A 19,178-nucleotide genomic window follows, 5' to 3' on the forward strand; every position below is an offset into this window, starting at 1 on the left:
ATTATGATAAAATTAAGTTTATATTTTAAATATTTCCATAAATGAATTTTTAGCCAACAATCATGGCACTGAAAATTGCCTCAGCCACTGAAACTCCATTAACTTTTGCTATACCGCGAAATTTCCAGACATTTGCACGGTTACGTTCTTTTTCCACATGAATATGCAATTGATCCCCTGGAACAACCGGCTTTCTGAATTTCGCGCTATCCACAGTCATAAAATATACGAGTTTACCTTCGAATTCACTTCCAAGTGTTTTTACGACCAAAACCGCTGCCGTCTGAGCCATAGCTTCAATTATTAAAACACCAGGCATAACAGGATGTCCCGGAAAATGCCCAATAAAAAACTGATCATTTACCGTAACATTCTTAATCCCTGTTGCAGAGCTTCCCAATTTTACATCGACTACACGATCAATAAGCAAAAATGGATATCGATGTGGAATAGCCTTCATTATTCCCTCGATATCAATAACAGATATATCGATTTCACTATTTATTGTATCTGATTGAACTGTAGAATTTTCTGGATTTTTATTCACGTTTTCAAACCATTATAAGAACGAAAAAATTAATTATTATTGCAAAACAAGAATGTTCATTCTTTTTCTTTTGAAGACGACTTAACAAGACGCCTTAAAAAAGCAACATTTCTGAAAAACTCTCGAAAAGGCATTGCCGGACTACCAATTACATCAGATTTAGCATCAATATCCGACATTACACCACATTGTGCACCTATTCGGGCATGTTCCCCAATATGGATATGTCCAATCAAACCTGCCTGTGCAGCAATTGTAACGAAATCCTCCAATCGGGTCGAGCCGGATATTCCAGCCTGGGCTACCACAATGCAGCATTTTCCCATTTGGACATTATGTCCGATTTGAACTAGATTATCTATTCTCGATCCCTCACCAATAACCGTATCTCTTACCGATCCCCGATCAATTGTTGAGTTAGAACCAATTTCAACATCGTCTTTCAGGATAACTTTACCAATTTGAGGCACACTTAAAAAACCATGTTCACTAATGGCAAAACCAAATCCATCCTGTCCTATCCTAACTCCTGGATATAATGTAATTCTATTCCCCAAAATTGCACAGCTCAAAGAAACATGACTTCCAATTCGACAGTTTTCACCAATTTCCACACCCTGTTCAATGACAGTATGTGACCCAATAATTGAACCCTTTCCAATTTTCACGTTTGCCTTTATCACTACAAATTCCTGGATTTCAACTTCATCATCAATCTGGGCAGTTGAGTCAATACAGGCAGAAGAATGAATACCGGCTTGAACCGAACTTTTAGGATAAAACAAAGATGCTATTCTCGCCCATTCCAAATACGGGTTTTTTGTTACCAATGCATGAGAATGATGGGGTATTTTATCTGCAAAAGCAGGTGAAACAATTATTAATCCGGCTTTTGTTTGAGATAGCAAGTCAATATATCGTTTATTATCAAGAAAACTAACCTCATTTTGCGTGGCTGATTGCAAAGGTGCAATTCCCATTAAATCAAAAGATTTATCTCGACCATTGTATGCTGGAACAAATTTGGCTTCAGAAGTCCCAATAATCTGTTCCAAGGCAATAGGCGCAGACTTTTTAAAAAAACGAGAATCACCAGGACAATTATTAATCGTATTCAGATTCACTTTATAATAACACCTGATTTTATTAATTATTTAGTTGTTTTCTTTGGTTCAACCGCTTTGGTCTGAGGTTTTTGAAGTTCAGGATTCGCTGTTGTTGGCATTGTTCCACTTTTTGCCAATTCTTCAGGATCGACATTTGCCGCAGGCACAAAAACAGATGGTAGATTTTTATTAAGCTCTTTTAAAACATCATTTGTAATATCGAGCTCATTAACGCTTAATGCGACTTGTTCACGATGTAGTACCAAATTCATATTATGACTGGAAGCCACATTCTGAATAATCTGGATCAATTCACGTTCAATCTGTCCAAAAGAAACTTGTGCCGCCTCTTGAATAATTCTGCTTCGATTGCGAAAATCCTTTTGTGCCTTTAAAACACGTGCCTGTAACTGACGTGCACGCGATTGAATTTGTTCAGAAGTCATTGTTCTAGCTTTTGCCTGAATTTGCTGCTGTTCCGAACGCCAAACTTTTTGTTCTTTTTGAACATCCTGTTGCAGATTGTCCCTACGAGCTTCCAATAATTTTGAGGCTTCAAGATAAGCGGTTGATTGACGCATAACATCCGGAACACTGATTACCCCAATTACAGCCTGTGGTGGTGGATTGGATTTTGCAATAGGGGCTGGTGTCGGAATTGGTGGTAATGGCAAAACAGGCTGATTTTGATTCTGCATGTCGGTTTCATCGGAATCATCCGTGTCAGGAACAGAAGCAACCGGTACAGCTTTACTAACATTAGCAGTGGAATGCTTTACTGTTTTTGGCGTATTGATAACAGGTTTTGTCTGGCTCCCTTTAGGAATGAACCATCCATTATTCTCGTCTGCGGCATGAACAGAATTATTAAATCCAGAAAATGAAGGAATAATCATTAACCCTGTCACTGCCAAAAAAAGCTTTAAATTTTTTGCCATTATAAATCCTTAAAACTGTTGTCCAAAACCAAACCTTAATAGTTGTACCCGGTCACGTCTCTGTTTGACAATAGGTATACCAACATCAACATTCAACATACCGAAAGGACTTTTCCATGAGATACCAGCACCAGTACTTACACGCGGTGTCATTGAATTTCCCCAAATCGGTGTATAACGATCTCCATCAGTCGCTTTATTGGTATAACGACGTTTGACACGCATTCCTCCCAAAGCACCCATATCCACAAAATAACGACCCATTAAACCCAGATCACGTGAAGCGGGCATGGGAAAATTAATTTGTGCTGAAGCCGTGTACATGAAACGACCTCCCAGGAAATCTTCTTCACCATGGGATTTACCCTCAACCACATGACTGATTGGATGGGTTCTTGGTCCAACTCCACCATCATAGAAACCACGCAAATTGTTACCACCAAGATAAAAGTTATCAATAACACTTCTATGATTATGTCCTGAAATATCGCTTATATACCCTGCACCACCACTGATACTCAATGTCCAATCACGATTACCGGTAAAATCATCCAGGGGGAAATACTGGGCAGCATCAATTTTACCGCGAACATATTTCGTGTCACCACCGACACCAGCAAAATCACCACCCAAGCGAACCAAGGTTCCACTGTGAGGATTCATTCTCGAATCTCTCGTGTCATAAGTAATCGTCGTACCAATTTGCGACAAGAATGAATAGCCTTTTTGATCAAGAATATAGAAAGATGAGTGGCTCCAAATATCATGAACCCTTCTTTCCATAATCGAATATGTCCATTGCTGTGACAGAACGTTATTAAACGCGTATCCGATACGGAAAGTTGCGCCATACCTGTTTTCAGCATAGTTCTGATAAGTCTGATAATTATTTTCAAGATAGAATATATCAATTCCCGCAACCATATTTTTACCCAGAAAATATGGATCTGTTATCGAAAAATCAGCTTGTCGAGCATAATAGGCCATCGTACCGTTAATTCCCGCATCAACCCCTGTTCCAAGGAAATTACGCTGCCTTAACCCTATATTTCCCAACACACCGGAATCCGTAGAATATCCTCCCCCTAGTGAGAATTCACCTGTTGGTTTTTCCTGAACATTTACAGAAACCATTCGTTTATCAGGAGCGGAACCTTTACTTTTTTCTACTTTGACAGTTTTGAAATATCCCAAATCCTCAACTGATTGCTTTATATATTTTTCGGTTGTATCAGTAAAAGGATCATTTTCAGCTATAGGCAACTCACGACGGATAACCTTATCCTGAGTCACCGTATTACCGTTAATGTCTATTCTCTCAACATAAACCCTCGGCCCTTCCATAACATCAAAAAGCAGATCAACAATCTTTTTTTCCGGGTTACGCGCAATTTCAGGTCTTACCACGGCAAAAGGATGCCCCTGTGACTGCAATGTCTCCTGAATATCTTTAGCTAAGTCATCAATTTCCTTGCCATCATAGATTTGCCCTTTACGTATTGGAATCATCCGTTGAACTTTTTCAGCTGTCACATTTTCAACATTTGAACGGGCATCAACCTTACCCAGACGATATTGAGGCCCCTCTTCCATTGTATAGGTGATGTAAAAAGATTTATGGTCAGGTGATAATTCACCCGTAGCATTGATCATTTTGAAATCGACATAACCGTTACGTAAATAAAATCTTCGAATCAATTCCGCATCATAACGGACACGTTCCGGATTATACTGATCGGAAGAGGAAAAGAATCGATACCACGCAGCTTCTTTTGAAGAGGTTACCTGACTTAAACGTGCCTCACTGAATGCATGGTTACCAACAAAAGTAAGTTTTTTAATTAAAGTTTTAGGACCCTCATCAATTCTAAAAACAACATCAATACGATTATGAGACAGGTTGATAATTTGTGGCGTAACAGTTACTGAATAACGTCCTTTTGCACCATACATGGCTAGGATACGCTGACGATCAGAAGCAATCAGTGAAGGGGAATAAACAGAACGCGCCCTCAAGGAAGTGTATTTCTGAATATCCGTATCCTTGAGTTTGGAATTACCCTCATAAGCTACACGATTGATAATCGGATTCTCTATAACCTTGATTTGTAACGTACTGCCGGAACGATGCAGACTTATATCTTTGAATAAACCTGTGGCATAAAGTGTTTTTAAAGAACGATCCAATAAATCCTTATTAAATGGATCACCTGGTTGAGCCAGCATATAAGAAAGAACTGTCGGGGTTTCAACTCGATCATTTCCATATACTTCAATTGATTGGATAATGCCGCCCTGTTTCGTTATTTGATTATCAACAGAACGCTTTTTATTACGGGATTTTTTTATAGAACTTCGACGATAATCCGCTTTTTTATGATGAGATGCATAAGAAGTTTTACTTGTTGTTTGAGCATGTAACGATACGCACATAAAAAGAAATATGCATACAGAAGCAAACAACGCCGAACGTTTACCGGACAAATCAGCCACCCTTTATTACCAAAACAAATCCATTCAATTCAATATCACAAGAAATACAACAATTAAATCAAATTTTATTTCTTAAACTAAAGGGGTAACGATTTTTAATCCTTTTTACAAGTTTTTGATTACAGAAATTGAATAGAATTTATTTACTGTGGCTTGTAAACCAGCTTATCAAACCCAATTGTGATATATCGTTATATGTTGAAAATAAAAAAAGCAACAAAATCAATCCGAAACCGATTTGAAATGCCCATGCCTGAATTTTTTTATGCACAGGTTTACGATATACAGCTTCAATAACATAAAATAATAACCGTCCTCCATCCAACATTGGAATCGGAAACAAATTTATAAGGCCTAAATTAATGGATAAGACTGCCATCATTAAGATTAATTGATCAAAACCTTTTTCAGCAACTTGACCAGAAATCTGGGCTATTTTTATTGGTCCGCCCAGTTCATTCAAGGAACGTTGTCTGGTAACCATCTGCCCCAGTCCAATAACAGTGTCAGCGGTTATATTCCATGTTTCTCGGAATGCATACACGACAGAATCTTCGATTGACAATCGATGTTTTTCAACAAAAATCCTGCCCATGACAATCCCCAACTGCCCTACTGATTTATGGTCAATTAATTTTGAACTAATTGTGATCGGTAATGAAACTTCCTTACCTTCTCTCTTCACAATCACCGTTGTCATCATTCCCGGATGCTTTTTCGCAAATAAAGCCAGGGATTGAGCATCAGGATTTTTATATCTGTCAATTTGAATAATAATATCATTAGGCTTCATACCAGCTTGGCTGGCAGCACTATTGGGAACAATATTTTCCACCACTGGTTTAATAAAAGGTTTACCTGAAATTGCGAATACACCGGCAAACAGGATCACGGCTAAAACAAAATTAAAAAAAGGTCCTGCAAAAATAACGATTGAACGATCCATTACAGGTTTTGCATGAAATGTCTTCCCCGGAATCCAATTTGCTTTTTGTTCATCCGTGGCATCTTCCGGATCTTCAAATCCATGCGGTTTTACGTAACCACCCAACGGAATAGGACATAATCGCCATTCGGTTCCAACCTTATCACGCCATTTATATAGCGGTTTGCCAAAACCAATTGAAAATACGTCGACATGAACCCCACGCCAACGTGCAGCCAAATAATGACCAAGTTCATGAATGAATACAAGCACTCCTAATACAAATATGAAAGAGATAATTGTTACTATAAACGCATGCATCCAGTCTTACCCTATATTTCTTAGATTAGTTATTGTAATTGTTCAGCCACTCTTTTGCGCAACGACGAGCTTCCATATCCCAATGCAACACATCTTCTAGTGAATTCGCCGTCGGTGCACCAAGTTTTTGCATGACGGTTTCAACTAGAACCGCTATATGGAGAAAACGAATTTTTTCATGAAGAAATGCATCAACTGCCACTTCATTGGCTGCTGATAGAATAGTTGGCGCACATTTACCAGCTTTCAAGGATTCACGCGCCAATCTTAAAGCTGGAAATCTTGTTTCGTCAGGTGCTTCAAAATCCAACTTTCCTGCCTTGGCAAGATTCAATCGTTCAACATTTGAATACATTCTCTTCGGCCACGCCAGAGTATGAGCAATTGGAATTCTCATATCTGGAGAACCAAGTTGCGCCAAGATACTTCCATCTTCATATTGTACCATACTGTGTACAATGGATTGAGGGTGGATTAAAACATCAATTTTATTCTCGCTTACGGAAAACAACCTAGCCGCCTCAATAATTTCCAATCCTTTATTAAACATTGTTGCTGAATCAATGGTAATCTTGGCACCCATCGTCCATGTCGGATGTTTTAAAGCCTGATCTAGTGAAACATTTTTCATCTCTTCAAGGGAAAATTTTCGAAATGGCCCACCAGAAGCGGTTAGAATGATTTTTTCAATTGCATTATATTGTTTGTCCGCCATTGACTGAAAAACAGCATTATGCTCGGAATCAACAGGAAGTAATGTCGCGCCAGCCTTTTTCACGGCCTTTAACATCACATCTCCAGCTGAAACCAAGGCCTCTTTGTTAGCCAAGGCAACATAACGACCGTTTTTAACGGCGGCCAAAGTTGGTTCCAAGCCAATGGCACCAGTAATAGCCGCCATTGTCCAATCAACAGGAATAGCTGCCGCTTCCAAGACAGCCTGACGCCCTCCCATTACCTTTACAGGGAAAGAATTCAGCAATTCTTTCAATTCTGGTAAAAATTGATCATCTGCAATAACAGCATATTCAGCATTAAGCCTAATTGCCTGTTCAGCAAGTCTTTTAAAATTCTTGCCCCCAATCAAGGCAACCGTTTTGAACGCCTGGGGATCTTGCAACAAGAGATCAACTGTCGAACACCCAATACTTCCTGTACAACCCAATATTGAAACCGTCTTCATTTCCTGAAAATCCTCATCATGTCCAAAACCAGAATGCTCCCTTTATTATTTAAACAAATATAAAGGTATATTAGGTTTTATATTAAATATTAATTGATTATTAGCTAGCGATCCACCATTCCATTTGACACCCTCTATTTCAGATGGCAGGAAGAAAGTAAGAAGAGCGACCAAAATTGATACTGTCAACAAAGCATCGCAACGATCCAGAACCCCCCCATGTCCCGGAATGATTTTGCCTGAATCTTTAACACCTAAAATACGTTTAAGTTTACTTTCAAGCAAATCACCAATTTGCGCCATAATACCGATAAGAACACTCAAAACACATCCGATAAGATAGGAATGTCCTATTCCTTGATTCAAATATCCAATGATACAGGCACCGACGCAGCCAGCACCAATCAATCCACCTATAGCCCCTGACCAGGTTTTGCCAGGAGAGACAGAAGGAATGAGTTTGGGTCCACCAACAAGCTTTCCAACAAGATAGGCACAACTGTCACTTGCAATAACAACCGAAACAATCCAGATGATCATCCAGGTTTGAAAGCCTGTCATAAATCGTAGCCATAATAAAGATAAACCAGCGCCACCGATAATCACTGATCCCAACCATAATTGTGGTCCAAAGATAAAGGCAAATCCCAATATGATATAAAGCGATTGTGTCCACATCCCTTCAAGGGCGGCGCAATAGGCTATAACAGGCCAAAATAAAAACAGGCACCCCTTAAAATTTTTATAACTAATTTTAAAAAGATTTTCCCATTCATATACCATTACGATACTTATAATGGAAATCATACCGATGTAATACCATTCACCCCATACAATACAAATCAAAGCAACAGGAACAATAATCACTGCAGAAACAATTCGTACAGGCAAATCCTGCCAGGAAGCTTGCTGATTATTATTCACTATCTTCTAATCCCGGTCTGGCACCAAAACGTCGTTCCCGACGAATATAAATATCTATAACCCTATCAAAATCCTCTTTGTCAAAATCTGGCCAAAGCGTATCAATGAAAATTAATTCAGCATAAGCGGCCTGCCATAAAAGAAAATTCGATAATCTGCTTTCACCACTTGTTCGTAAAATAAGATCTGGATCTGGTATATCTGCCGTAAAAAGATATGATGCAAATAAATCTTCCGTTATGTCCCGTGAATCAAGCAACTTATCAACCCGATCCTGACAAATTCTCTTAACTGCCTGAATAACCTCTCCTCTCCCTCCATAGGAAAGAGCCAAAGTCAGGACAAGCGCATCATTATTCTTTGTCAAATATTCCACTGCATGCAAATCGTTTTGAAGATTTTGGTCAAAACGTGTAATATCACCGATTATACGAATACGAATATTCTGCTTATGAAGCTTTTTAACTTCGCTTTTAAGGTAAAATTTCAAGAGGCCGGTTAAATCTGATACTTCCTCTGGTGTTCTTTGCCAATTTTCAGAAGAAAACGCATAAAGAGTCAACCATCTTATCTTTTTTTCAATAGCAAATTCTATACTGCGTTTGACCGCCTGTGCACCTGCACGATGTCCGGCAATTCTCGGCAATCCTCTTGCAGCCGCCCAACGACTGTTGCCATCCATAATGATCGCAACATGTTGGGGTATTTCACAATCATCCATTGTTGATGATATTTTGACATTATCATGAACAGTAGGTAAAACCATTAATTATCAACCTGATGTTTATGATCTATACCTGTTTAATGTCACGTTCTTTTTCAGCAAAAACCTCATCAATTTTATTGACATACTGATCTGTTATTTTCTGAATTTCATCAGACCAATCTTTTACATCATCTTGGCTGATTTCACCTTTTTTTTCAGCAGCTTTGGTTTTGTCCATTCCATCACGACGAACACCCCTCACCGCAATTTTTGCATTTTCAGCATACCGGCTTGCAGCCTTAACCATTTCATTACGTCGCTCTTCGGTTAACTGTGGAATAGGCACCCTAATTAATTGCCCGTCAGGAATAGGATTCAATCCCAACCCACTTTCCCTTATCGCCTTGTCTACAGCGGATGCTAGCGTCTTGTCCCATACTTGAACAGATAACATTCGTGATTCTGGCGCTGTAATGGAAGCGACCTGAGTAATTGGTGTAATGCTTCCATAAGCATCAACGCGAATAGGCTCCAGCAAGGCCGGAGTTGCACGTCCCGAACGCAACCCTGCCAGATCATGCTTAAAAGATTCAATAGCGCTCTGCATACGTCGTGTCAGATCCTGCTTTAAACTATTAATATCATCAACCACATCAACACCTTTTAAAATTATTAAGATTATTTAATTTATCTTTTACTTATGATTTGAAGAAGAAGCAACCACTCTGGTACAAACACCATTACCCAACAACACATTTTCAAAATTGCCCTCTTTGTGTACATTAAACACTATCATTGGCAACTTATTATCCTGAGCCAGACTGAAAGCCGTTGCATCCATGATATTTAATTCCTTGATGAGAGCCTCAGAATAGGTGATTGTATCATATCTTTTGGCATCAGGATTGTTCTTGGGGTCGCTATCATAGACACCGTCAACCTGTGTCCCTTTCAGCATAATATCACATCCCATCTCTATGGCTCGCAACGCTGCAGCTGTATCCGTAGTAAAATAGGGATTTCCCGTACCCGCCGCAAAAATAACCACCCGTCCCTGTTTTATATGTGAAATGGCCTTGTTTCTTACATAATTTTCTGCAATCTGAGGAATATCAATCGCCGACATGATACAGCTTTCAATATGATGCTGTTCCAAAACATTATGCAAAACAATTGCGTTAATCACTGTAGCCAGCATTCCAGCATAATCACCATGAACACGATCTATTCCCTTGGAGGCTGCAGTCATGCCACGAAAAATATTGCCACCACCGATTACCAAACAAACTTCCACACCAGACTTAACAACATTGGCGATATCGCTTACAATAGCGTTTGCAACTTTTGGATCGATACCATAACTACCTTCACCCAGTAAAGCCTCACCTGAAATTTTCAATAAAACTCGTTTAGGAACAATTTTTTCTGAAGAAACCATTATAAATTCACATTGTAAATAAAGTTTTTTTTAAGTGGTTAAAGATATTATATCAGCCATTAAAATTTTGAAAGAATGAAAATAAATTTTAATTGATTAACAAACAATGCTTACCCTATGAAAGATCAAGCCCTATGGCTTTTAATCGATTATTTTCACTATCCCAATTCTTTCTTTCCTTAACTGTTAAAAAAACGTGACATGGCCGTTCCAATAAACGAGAAAGTTCTTTTCGGGCCCGTTCACCGATCATTCGTATTTTTTGTCCTTGATGCCCAATTATAATCGCTTTGTGATTGGGTTTAGAGACATATATTACCAAATCAACCCGTATTGAATGATCAGATTTTTCTTTGTAACTTTCTGTTTCAACGGTTATTGCATAAGGAATTTCTTCATGAGTCTTCATAAAAATTTGTTCACGCACCAACTCGGCAGCAAGCAACCGGTCTGGCAAATTGGTCAAATCATCATCTGGATATAGCCATGGCCCTTCAGGAACCTCTTTTGCCAGTGCTTCCATTAAATCATTTACACCATTCCCCTTTTTCGCACTCACCATAAAACTACGTTCTATTGAAAGTAAACTATTAACCTGATCTGCAAGAGGTAACAGTTTCTGGGGGATAATTTTATCAATTTTATTTAATACCAACCAAATACGGCGGCTAGTTTCCTTCAATTTTTGAATTATAAGGTTAATCTCTTCATTTAATCCATTATGTGCATCCAGAATAAAAAGGGTTATATCTGAATCCACCGCACCGGTCCAGGCATTTGAAACCATCAATTCGTCCAGACGTCTTTTAGGCTTAAATATACCTGGTGTATCGACCAAAAGAATTTGAGATTGCTGATGCATAACAATTCCCAATATCCTCATTCTTGTTGTTTGTGCCTTAGGGCTGACAATTGACAATTTCGCCCCTACCATTTGATTTAACAAAGTTGATTTACCAGCATTTGGTGCGCCTATTAATGCAACAAAACCGCAACGCATCACTTATTATCCTGTCTCTTGATTTTATTAACCTTATTTAGTTTGCCCAGCAAATCCTTGGCTGCCGCACTCTGTGCACTTCTTTTGCTTCCCCCTTTACCTTGTCCCTCCATATTTTGTGCCTTGACGTTTATAATAAATACAGGCGTATGGGACGGACCCTCTTGGGAAACCAATTCATACACTGGTAAAGGCAATCCTCTTGTCAACAGCCATTCTTGCAATGCTGTTTTTGAATCTTTGGGAGGCAGCGCCTGCGCTTTCATAATATCAACCCATAATTTACGGACGAATTTTCTGACAGGTTCAAGTCCTCCATCAAGATACATCGCCCCCAAAATAGCCTCTACAGCATCAGCCAGAACACTTTCGGTATAATTGACCCCGGCTTTTTCTTCATGTGACGCAACATGAATACTGTTATGAATTTCAAGTTTTGATGCTATTTTTGCCAAAACTGTTTTGGACACAAGATTGGCATGACGAGGTCCAAGATCACCTTCCTGCTCATCCGGAAAACGTTCCAATAACCATTCCGCCATCACCAATCCTAAAACACGGTCACCAATAAACTCTAACCGTTCATTTGACCGGGCCCTTTTCCTTTTTTTATGTGCATATTTTTGTTCATACACTGCGGAACGATGGGTTAAAGCCTTTCGGAACAATGACTTTTTTACAAATTCATATCCCAGTTTATTTTCAAGTTCTTTTTCAGAAAAATTCAGGGAGTTAATAGTTATTTTTGTCATTTTACCGCTTTAAACAATCTATCCCAACGTATTTCAACTGGCCAATACCAAAATTGCCAAACTGGATGCTGACCATCATAAGAATAAAAAATAAACTGCACTTTCCCGATTAAGTGATCAATTGGGACATATCCAAGATAATCTGGCGAATTAGGATCTGTGAATCGACTGTCCGCACTATGTTCACGATTATCACCCATAGCGAAAAAATGTCCCTGAGGCACCTTGTAGATAACAGTATTATTTACGTTTAATTCCCCATTCCATAAATAGGGAGATTGTTCATATTCATCAAAATCTTTTTGCAGAATATCGTGTTTAACAATTTTACTATTGGCTGGTAGGAATTCAGTAAATCGATGATCCACTTCAACAGGAACAGAAGAATTCTCTTTATAGTGATATTCTCCTCTAAATTGACGTTCAACGGCCTTGCCATTTACGTATAAAACACTATTTTTTACCTGAACAGTGTCTCCCGGCAAACCGATAATTCTTTTTACGTAGTAATCGTAGGGAGGCTTAGTACTTCTGAAAACAGCTACATCTCCTCTTTTCGGAGCTTTATACCATAGCCTGCCTTTAAGATCCGGATGATAGAAAGGTAAGGAATAGCGAGAATACCCATAACTGTATTTACTAACAAAAATATAATCCCCAACCAGAAGGGTCGGGATCATTGAACCAGATGGGATATTGCAGGGCTCGAATAGTAAAATGCGTATAACAAGAATAATAAGACCACCCCAAAAGATAGTAGAAATCAATTCCTTGATCTGATGCCATATTGAATCATGTTTTTCATTATTTCCTGTATCTTTTACAGGTTTATTTATCTTATCCTGATTATTTTCCATATAAACAATCTATCTTGTTAAATTCCTAATAGGTGCCCGATTTAGATGCGGTATTTCAAAGTGTCACGATCACTGTTCATTTACGGTATTCATTGGAAGCATTTCAATAATAACTTGCGCAAATGCATAAGGATATTCATCACTCATGGTCAGTAAAATATTCGTTTTTTTATTTTTATCAATTAATTTTTGTAAAGATCTGAAAGCGCCATTATATAATCTTAATGTTGGTTTACCTTTTTCGTTATTGACAATTTCAATATCCTTGTAAAAAACCTCTTCTGTAAATCCCGTACCCAATGCCTTGGCACAGGCCTCCTTTGCTGCCCACCGCTTGGCATAAGTCCCAGACTTAAGTTTGTCTGATCGCATTTCAGCCTTTTTTATCTCTTTATCAGTAAATATACGATGAAGAAAACGTTCCTTATGGTGTGTAATGACTTTTTCGATACGACGAATGTCACATAAATCTGACCCAATACCAATAATCACTTTATTTCTCCATTAATCATGAACATGATCGTTCAACATGGACAATCCCCTTGACCATTTGCAAACCATTGATAACCTGATTTAAATGTGTAAGGTCTTTAACTTCCACATCCAAAAGAATTTCGATAAAATCCATATGTCGGTTAACAATTTTCAAATTTATCAAAGAGCCATCATACTGAACAATACGATTGGCAATAGTTGCCAGAATGACGTTGTCGTTTTCCGCCACAATTTTAATACGCGCTGTATAATTTTTCTGTCTATTCACCTGGTTTAATATATCATAGTCCCAGTCCAAACTCATAAAACGTTCTGGGGTAGCAGAAAAACTGTTTAATGTTGAACATTCCTTGCGATGAATAGTGATCCCCTTGCCTGTTGCAACAATACCAACAATGGCATCATCGGGAATTGGATGACAGCAACCCGCAAAATGAACCACAATTCCCTTATCCATACCTTTCAATGGGGAAGAGAATTTATGATCGTCTTTATTTTTATTTTGGCTAATACGGCCTTTATCACTTAACCCGGGCACAAAACGAGGGGCACGTTTAATAGGTTTTAATTCTGGGTAAGCAACATATACTATATCTTTGGCAGAAATATTATCGCTACCCACCGCTATATATAATTCATCAAGAGAGGTTTGTTTAAAATTCTTTAAAACAGTTTCAAGAATTTTTTGTGATCCATCAACACCTTCCTGCCGAAAAGCCTTAGCCAACGCAACGCGTCCAGCTTCCATTTTCAATTCTTTTTGTTGATTACTTACAAAATGACGAATTCGAGCTCTGGCTTTTCCAGTAACTACAAATCTTTCCCAGGATGGAGAAGGGTTACCTTCCCGTGCAGTCATAATTTCCACTTGATCACCATTTTTTAATTTTTGGCGCAAGGGGATAAGTCGTCCATTCACTTTTGCACCAACACAACGATCCCCAACCTGACTATGAACCGCATAGGCAAAGTCGACAGGTGTCGCTCCTCTTGGTAGCTGGATCAATTCCCCTTTCGGTGTAAAACAAAAAACGAGATCCTGATATAATTCCAGCTTCGTATTTTCCAAAAATTCATCTGGAGCTGTTGAATCTTCAAGAATTTCAAGAAGATCCTGAACCCAGCGTAATTTTTTCATCTTGGCAGCAATGCCAATAACCTGGTCATTATTTTTACTGTTTTTGTTAATAATCGGCAGCTGCTTATATATCCAATGAGACGCAACACCATTTTCAGCAATATCATGCATCTCTCTTGTACGGATTTGAATTTCAATTTTCTGATTGCGAGGAAAACGCAAGGTTACCCCCGTATGAATACTCTGATAACCATTGGCCTTGGGCGCTGAAATATAGTCTTTAAAACGTCCGGCTACAACAGGGTAGTGACTATGCACTATACCAAGGGCTGTATAACAATCCTCTTTGGTTTCAACCACAATTCGAAATGCCATTATGTCGGAAAGCTGTTCAAAGGTAACCTGCCTTCGCTGCATTTTTTCCCAAATAGAGTAACAAGATTTTTCCCTTCCCGTTACCTCGACCTGCTTCAACCCACCCTTTTGGCAGATTGCCTTAAGCTCGGCACAGACTTCCTCAATAATATCTGCACCCTGTCCACGCAAGAAATTTAAACGCGCTTTAATAGAAGCATCTGCCTCAGGTTCCAAAACAGAAAATGCAATATTTTGCAATTCCCTTTTCACATTATCCATTCCGATACGTTCGGCCAATGGCGCGTAAATATCCATTGTTTCACGAGCAATACGCTGCCTACGATCCAGTCTTTGAACATAGTGTAAAGTACGCATGTTATGCAGACGATCAGCAAGCTTGACAATCAATACACGTATATCCTTGGACATCGCCAAGACAAGTTTACGAAAATTTTCAGCTTGTTTTGTCTTATCAGATTGTAATTCAAGCCTTGTCAGTTTGGTAACGCCATCCACCAAATCTGCAACAACCTTGCTGAATTCTTTTTCTATAAATTCTCGGGTAATTTCTGTATCTTCTATCGTATCATGCAAAAGACCTGTTACGATAGAGGCAATATCAACTTTCATATGAGCCAAAATATTTGCCACAGCCAAAGGATGTGTAATATATGGGGCCCCATTGTCACGATACTGTTTCTCGTGTGCTTGAACAGAAATTCTAAAAGCTTTCTCTACACAAGCAACATTCGCCTCCGGCTCATATTTCCGAATACGATCAATTAATCCAGCGCAATCAATTTGATTGCTTTCACTCAAGGCTATGGGAAAGCTGATATTTTCCACTTATAATCCAAAAAATTAAATGACACTCTTATTTAATTTTATAGATTATAAAACTGAAAAATAAAATTAAATTATTCCTCTTTATTTTCAGAAGCCATACGACGACGATCCAATTCATGCATGATCTGATTAATGTTCTCAAAGGAATTTGTTGGTTTGGCCTGCTCTTCCTCGATTGAAACATCTTGAAGGCCAAAGATATTTTTTTCCGCTGGGATCAGATCTGCAACCTCCTCCTCCACTGGTTCAGGTTCAGGAGCACGAGTCAGCGTACGGATAATATCATTTTTAATTGTTGCAAGATCAATTTTTTCATCTGCAATTTCTCTTAGGGCAACCACTGGATTTTTATCATTGTCACGATCTATAGTTAACGCCTCACCTCTTGAAATGTTGCGTGCTCGTTGTGAAGCATAAAGCACCAATTCAAAACGATTAGGAATTTTTTCAACACAATCTTCTACAGTAACGCGTGCCATTCAAATTAATCTCCAGATTCAAAAGGATTTCACCAATATCATATTTTTATCAAGAAATCAAATATAAGGTTCAATACCCTGATCAGGTGGTAGTTCTGATATTAATTCATCAAGTGATTTCTTGCTTTCGGGATGAACCCAATTTGGCAATACATCTCTTAAGGGATATAAAACAAAAGCCCTTAAATGTGCCCGGGGATGCGGCACGATCAATCGTGATGAATCTTTGATGATTTTGTCATGATATGCGATTATATCGAGGTCAAGCGGGCGAGATTCATTTATCTTTTGACGTATTCTACCTGCTTTGTCCTCCAAATCATTTAAAATTGACAGTAAATCTTTGCATGGAATTTGACTATCAAATAATATGACACCATTTATATATAAAGGTTGAGATGACGGCGGAATTGGTGTAGTTTGGTACATTGGAGAAACGACCATGGAGGTATCATTAAGTTTTTTACCCAAATAATAAAATGCTTTTTGACACATTTCATAAGGGTTGTCTCCCCATGCTCCTGGAAGGTTGCTTCCGACTGAAATAATAATCATAGTTTTGTAATAATTACCTAAATAAATAAATTTACATCACAAGGATACAAAATATCTCGCCTTTTAATGTAAAATTGATATAACCTATAAAATGTTGATATAACTGATAAAACAAATTATGTATAACGATTTTTATTCTTATTTAACTCCTGCTTTCAAAAATTTTAAGGTGCTTATAAATGTTTCTTAAAAATAATGAAAAGGTCTGCTTATTTATCGATGGAGCAAACCTTTATTCCGCATCACGTAATCTGAATTTTGATGTCGATTACAGAAATTTACTCAATTTTTTTAAAAAACAATGTAACGTCATTCGTGCCTATTATTATTCTGCCGTCCTAGATACAGAAGAATATTCTCCATTAAAACCCCTGACTGACTGGTTGGCCTATAATGGATTTCTTCTGGTTACCAAGAATGCCCGTGAATTTACAGACCAAAATGGTCGGCGACGGGTAAAAGGAAGCATGGATATTGAATTGGCTGTCGATATGATGGAAATCGCTCCAAAAATTGATCATGCCATATTATTCAGTGGTGATGCCGATTTACGACGCCTTGTTGAATCCGTTCAACGACAGGGGGTACGTGTTTCTGTCGTATCTTCTATCAAAACCAACCCACCCATGATTGGTGATGAATTAAGAAGACAAGCCGATCAATTTATTGAATTAACAAGCATTGCACCCGAGTTCACTCGACGGCCAAATGAAGCCCAACAATAACTATACATAATCTTTATATCCAATTTTATTACAGTCTATTTTTTCAAAAAATATTTAATTTCATGATAAATTTAACACCTGACATAAATTGTAGCATTTGTCCTCGTCTTAAAAATTTTAGAGAAAAAAATAAAGAAAAATTTCCCACAGGCTGGAATGCACCTGTTCCAACCTGGGGGAATATTGATTCAGAATTACTTATTGTTGGTCTAGCTCCGGGATTAAAAGGGGCAAACTTGACCGGGCGTCCTTTCACGGGAGATTATGCAGGCATTTTACTCTACAATACTCTTATCAAATACAAATTTGCCTCTGGAACCTATCAGGCTGATCCCAATGATGGTTTGACCCTGATCAATTGTAAAATCTTAAATGCCGTTCGTTGCGTGCCACCTCAAAATAAACCCACAACGCAAGAGGAAAAAAACTGTCGCCCTTATTTGAAATCAGCAATTGAAAATATGATGAATTTAAAAATTATTTTGGCGTTGGGTGTAATTGCACATAAAAATATTTTGTCATGTTTTAACATTTCGAATTCTAAAGTGAAATTCAAGCATGGACAATATATTCAACTAAATGAAAAAATATCTCTGGTCGACAGCTATCATGTATCAAAATATAATACGAGTACCAGATTATTAACAACGGAAATGTTTGAAAATTTGATAGAATCTATTCACGTCAAACTTGATTAGGATTACTTTCTCTTTTTTAAAAAAAATTGAAAAATAATTATCAAGATCATTATTACAACTAATAATCCATAAACAAATAACGGGAATATTCCAAGAGCCATCTCTACTGTCATAACTTAAATTCTACAGTTTTTTACAAGTTATAATATTTTCTAAATAAAATAACCCATTTCAATTAAAATAAAAAATTTTGTTTCTAAAAATTGCAATAGATTTTGCTGATATTTTTATCTACTCATTTTATTTAAAATATTCAAATATACTCTTTAATTTTATTAAATAAATACCTTTATTAAAAGAAAACAAATATAACTAAATTAAAACTACAAACAACCTTTATAAAACAAAACACAAATCTTATACTTATACTATGATAGGAAATACTATGCCTTCTAAAATAAATGTAAGAGATATCCCCGTACAAAACATTAATTGTGGAAATATCATTTTTTATCTTGATCAACTATGGAAGGTCATAAAAATAAGATATTCCCTTAAAAATTCATGCATCAATTTTCATGCCATAAGACAAATCAATAATACAGACACAACATCTCTTGAAAATATAGACAAGGATATTATCCAATTGCAAAGAGTTCCCGAGGCTTCCATCACAATTGTTGAAAATACCTAACTTATTACTTATCAGCCATCTGAATTCTTTTTTATATATAAATATTTCATTATTATTATAATTATTATTTATATATAAAAAATTTAAATTCCTCTATAATAATGTCAAGACTATTGCTTTT

General features: G+C 37.6%; 20 protein-coding genes. 3 read left to right on the forward strand and 17 right to left on the reverse strand.

The window, feature by feature from the left end:
• Positions 1–49: 49 nt before the first annotated feature.
• The 17 genes from fabZ to folK form a co-directional block, all read right to left on the reverse strand.
• Positions 50–505 (reverse strand): 3-hydroxyacyl-ACP dehydratase FabZ, encoded by a 456-nt coding sequence (gene fabZ, locus H3T44_RS01030; protein ID WP_347400847.1) that lies wholly within the window; start codon positions 503–505, stop codon positions 50–52.
• Positions 506–603: 98 nt separating this feature from the next.
• Positions 604–1,671, reverse strand: coding sequence for a UDP-3-O-(3-hydroxymyristoyl)glucosamine N-acyltransferase (lpxD, locus tag H3T44_RS01035; RefSeq protein ID WP_110438150.1), 1,068 nt, complete (start codon positions 1,669–1,671; stop codon positions 604–606).
• A gap of 26 nt (positions 1,672–1,697) precedes the next feature.
• Complete coding sequence (locus tag H3T44_RS01040) at positions 1,698–2,549, reverse strand: OmpH family outer membrane protein (protein WP_110438593.1); 852 nt, start codon at positions 2,547–2,549, stop codon at positions 1,698–1,700.
• 51 nt (positions 2,550–2,600) lie between these two features.
• Positions 2,601–5,024, reverse strand: coding sequence for an outer membrane protein assembly factor BamA (gene bamA / locus H3T44_RS01045; protein WP_198196095.1), 2,424 nt, complete (start codon positions 5,022–5,024; stop codon positions 2,601–2,603).
• Between the two features lie 199 nt (positions 5,025–5,223).
• A complete protein-coding gene (gene rseP / locus H3T44_RS01050; RefSeq protein WP_198195621.1) occupies positions 5,224–6,330 on the reverse strand; it encodes an RIP metalloprotease RseP in 1,107 nt (368 codons plus the stop codon).
• A gap of 25 nt (positions 6,331–6,355) precedes the next feature.
• Positions 6,356–7,513 (reverse strand): 1-deoxy-D-xylulose-5-phosphate reductoisomerase, encoded by a 1,158-nt coding sequence (dxr, locus tag H3T44_RS01055; protein WP_198185237.1) that lies wholly within the window; start codon positions 7,511–7,513, stop codon positions 6,356–6,358.
• A 45-nt stretch (positions 7,514–7,558) separates the two neighbouring features.
• A complete protein-coding gene (locus H3T44_RS01060) occupies positions 7,559–8,437 on the reverse strand; it encodes a phosphatidate cytidylyltransferase (protein WP_198195623.1) in 879 nt (292 codons plus the stop codon).
• Positions 8,430–9,203 carry an isoprenyl transferase gene (locus H3T44_RS01065; protein WP_232342191.1) on the reverse strand — a complete coding sequence of 258 codons (774 nt, stop codon included), beginning with the start codon at positions 9,201–9,203 and terminating at the stop codon, positions 8,430–8,432. Before H3T44_RS01065 ends, H3T44_RS01060 begins: the two co-directional genes overlap by 8 nt.
• A gap of 25 nt (positions 9,204–9,228) precedes the next feature.
• Positions 9,229–9,750, reverse strand: a complete 522-nt coding sequence (frr, locus tag H3T44_RS01070) for a ribosome recycling factor (RefSeq protein WP_155565942.1) — start codon at positions 9,748–9,750, stop codon at positions 9,229–9,231.
• An 87-nt stretch (positions 9,751–9,837) separates the two neighbouring features.
• On the reverse strand, positions 9,838–10,581 hold the full coding sequence (gene pyrH / locus H3T44_RS01075; RefSeq protein ID WP_110438157.1) for a UMP kinase: 744 nt from the start codon (positions 10,579–10,581) through the stop codon (positions 9,838–9,840).
• A gap of 115 nt (positions 10,582–10,696) precedes the next feature.
• Positions 10,697–11,581, reverse strand: a complete 885-nt coding sequence (gene era / locus H3T44_RS01080; protein ID WP_198195625.1) for a GTPase Era — start codon at positions 11,579–11,581, stop codon at positions 10,697–10,699.
• Positions 11,581–12,333 (reverse strand): ribonuclease III, encoded by a 753-nt coding sequence (rnc, locus tag H3T44_RS01085; RefSeq protein WP_198195627.1) that lies wholly within the window; start codon positions 12,331–12,333, stop codon positions 11,581–11,583. Before rnc ends, era begins: the two co-directional genes overlap by 1 nt.
• Entirely contained in the window at positions 12,330–13,190 is an 861-nt protein-coding gene (lepB, locus tag H3T44_RS01090; RefSeq protein WP_198195629.1) for a signal peptidase I, read from the reverse strand. Before lepB ends, rnc begins: the two co-directional genes overlap by 4 nt.
• 69 nt (positions 13,191–13,259) lie before the next feature.
• Positions 13,260–13,682: a holo-ACP synthase gene (acpS, locus tag H3T44_RS01095; RefSeq protein ID WP_122123716.1), complete on the reverse strand. Its 423-nt coding sequence runs from the start codon at positions 13,680–13,682 to the stop codon at positions 13,260–13,262.
• Positions 13,683–13,698: 16 nt separating this feature from the next.
• Positions 13,699–15,966, reverse strand: a complete 2,268-nt coding sequence (locus tag H3T44_RS01100) for a bifunctional (p)ppGpp synthetase/guanosine-3',5'-bis(diphosphate) 3'-pyrophosphohydrolase (RefSeq protein ID WP_110438162.1) — start codon at positions 15,964–15,966, stop codon at positions 13,699–13,701.
• Between the two features lie 71 nt (positions 15,967–16,037).
• Positions 16,038–16,445, reverse strand: coding sequence for a DNA-directed RNA polymerase subunit omega (gene rpoZ, locus H3T44_RS01105; protein ID WP_110438163.1), 408 nt, complete (start codon positions 16,443–16,445; stop codon positions 16,038–16,040).
• A 57-nt stretch (positions 16,446–16,502) separates the two neighbouring features.
• Positions 16,503–17,000, reverse strand: coding sequence for a 2-amino-4-hydroxy-6-hydroxymethyldihydropteridine diphosphokinase (gene folK / locus H3T44_RS01110; RefSeq protein ID WP_155568222.1), 498 nt, complete (start codon positions 16,998–17,000; stop codon positions 16,503–16,505).
• Positions 17,001–17,179: 179 nt separating this feature from the next.
• On the opposite strand from folK, the gene H3T44_RS01115 reads away from it, so the two are divergent.
• From H3T44_RS01115 to H3T44_RS01125, 3 genes are all read left to right on the forward strand, one after another.
• Positions 17,180–17,725 (forward strand): NYN domain-containing protein, encoded by a 546-nt coding sequence (locus H3T44_RS01115; RefSeq protein WP_110438165.1) that lies wholly within the window; start codon positions 17,180–17,182, stop codon positions 17,723–17,725.
• 62 nt (positions 17,726–17,787) lie between these two features.
• Entirely contained in the window at positions 17,788–18,423 is a 636-nt protein-coding gene (locus tag H3T44_RS01120; protein WP_198195631.1) for a uracil-DNA glycosylase, read from the forward strand.
• 385 nt (positions 18,424–18,808) lie between these two features.
• Positions 18,809–19,057, forward strand: coding sequence for a hypothetical protein (locus H3T44_RS01125; protein WP_110438167.1), 249 nt, complete (start codon positions 18,809–18,811; stop codon positions 19,055–19,057).
• Positions 19,058–19,178 lie beyond the last annotated feature (121 nt).

It is taken from the genome of Commensalibacter sp. M0355 (assembly GCF_016101365.1).
GTDB classification, from domain to species: Bacteria; Pseudomonadota; Alphaproteobacteria; order Acetobacterales; family Acetobacteraceae; genus Commensalibacter; species Commensalibacter melissae.

Bases quoted from the DNA above. Each gene is read 5' to 3' on its own strand.
- H3T44_RS01040 (WP_110438593.1), bottom strand. From the start codon at position 2,549: ATGATTATTCCTTCATTTTCTGGATTTAATAATTCTGTTCATGCCGCA.
- bamA (WP_198196095.1), bottom strand. From the start codon at position 5,024: ATGTGCGTATCGTTACATGCTCAAACAACAAGTAAAACTTCTTATGCA.
- rseP (WP_198195621.1), bottom strand. From the start codon at position 6,330: ATGCATGCGTTTATAGTAACAATTATCTCTTTCATATTTGTATTAGGA.
- dxr (WP_198185237.1), bottom strand. From the start codon at position 7,513: ATGAAGACGGTTTCAATATTGGGTTGTACAGGAAGTATTGGGTGTTCG.
- H3T44_RS01065 (WP_232342191.1), bottom strand. From the start codon at position 9,203: ATGGTTTTACCTACTGTTCATGATAATGTCAAAATATCATCAACAATG.
- frr (WP_155565942.1), bottom strand. From the start codon at position 9,750: ATGCAGAGCGCTATTGAATCTTTTAAGCATGATCTGGCAGGGTTGCGT.
- pyrH (WP_110438157.1), bottom strand. From the start codon at position 10,581: ATGGTTTCTTCAGAAAAAATTGTTCCTAAACGAGTTTTATTGAAAATT.
- era (WP_198195625.1), bottom strand. From the start codon at position 11,581: ATGCGTTGCGGTTTTGTTGCATTAATAGGCGCACCAAATGCTGGTAAA.
- rnc (WP_198195627.1), bottom strand. From the start codon at position 12,333: ATGACAAAAATAACTATTAACTCCCTGAATTTTTCTGAAAAAGAACTT.
- lepB (WP_198195629.1), bottom strand. From the start codon at position 13,190: ATGGAAAATAATCAGGATAAGATAAATAAACCTGTAAAAGATACAGGA.
- rpoZ (WP_110438163.1), bottom strand. From the start codon at position 16,445: ATGGCACGCGTTACTGTAGAAGATTGTGTTGAAAAAATTCCTAATCGT.
- folK (WP_155568222.1), bottom strand. From the start codon at position 17,000: ATGATTATTATTTCAGTCGGAAGCAACCTTCCAGGAGCATGGGGAGAC.
- H3T44_RS01115 (WP_110438165.1), top strand. From the start codon at position 17,180: ATGTTTCTTAAAAATAATGAAAAGGTCTGCTTATTTATCGATGGAGCA.
- H3T44_RS01120 (WP_198195631.1), top strand. From the start codon at position 17,788: ATGATAAATTTAACACCTGACATAAATTGTAGCATTTGTCCTCGTCTT.
- H3T44_RS01125 (WP_110438167.1), top strand. From the start codon at position 18,809: ATGCCTTCTAAAATAAATGTAAGAGATATCCCCGTACAAAACATTAAT.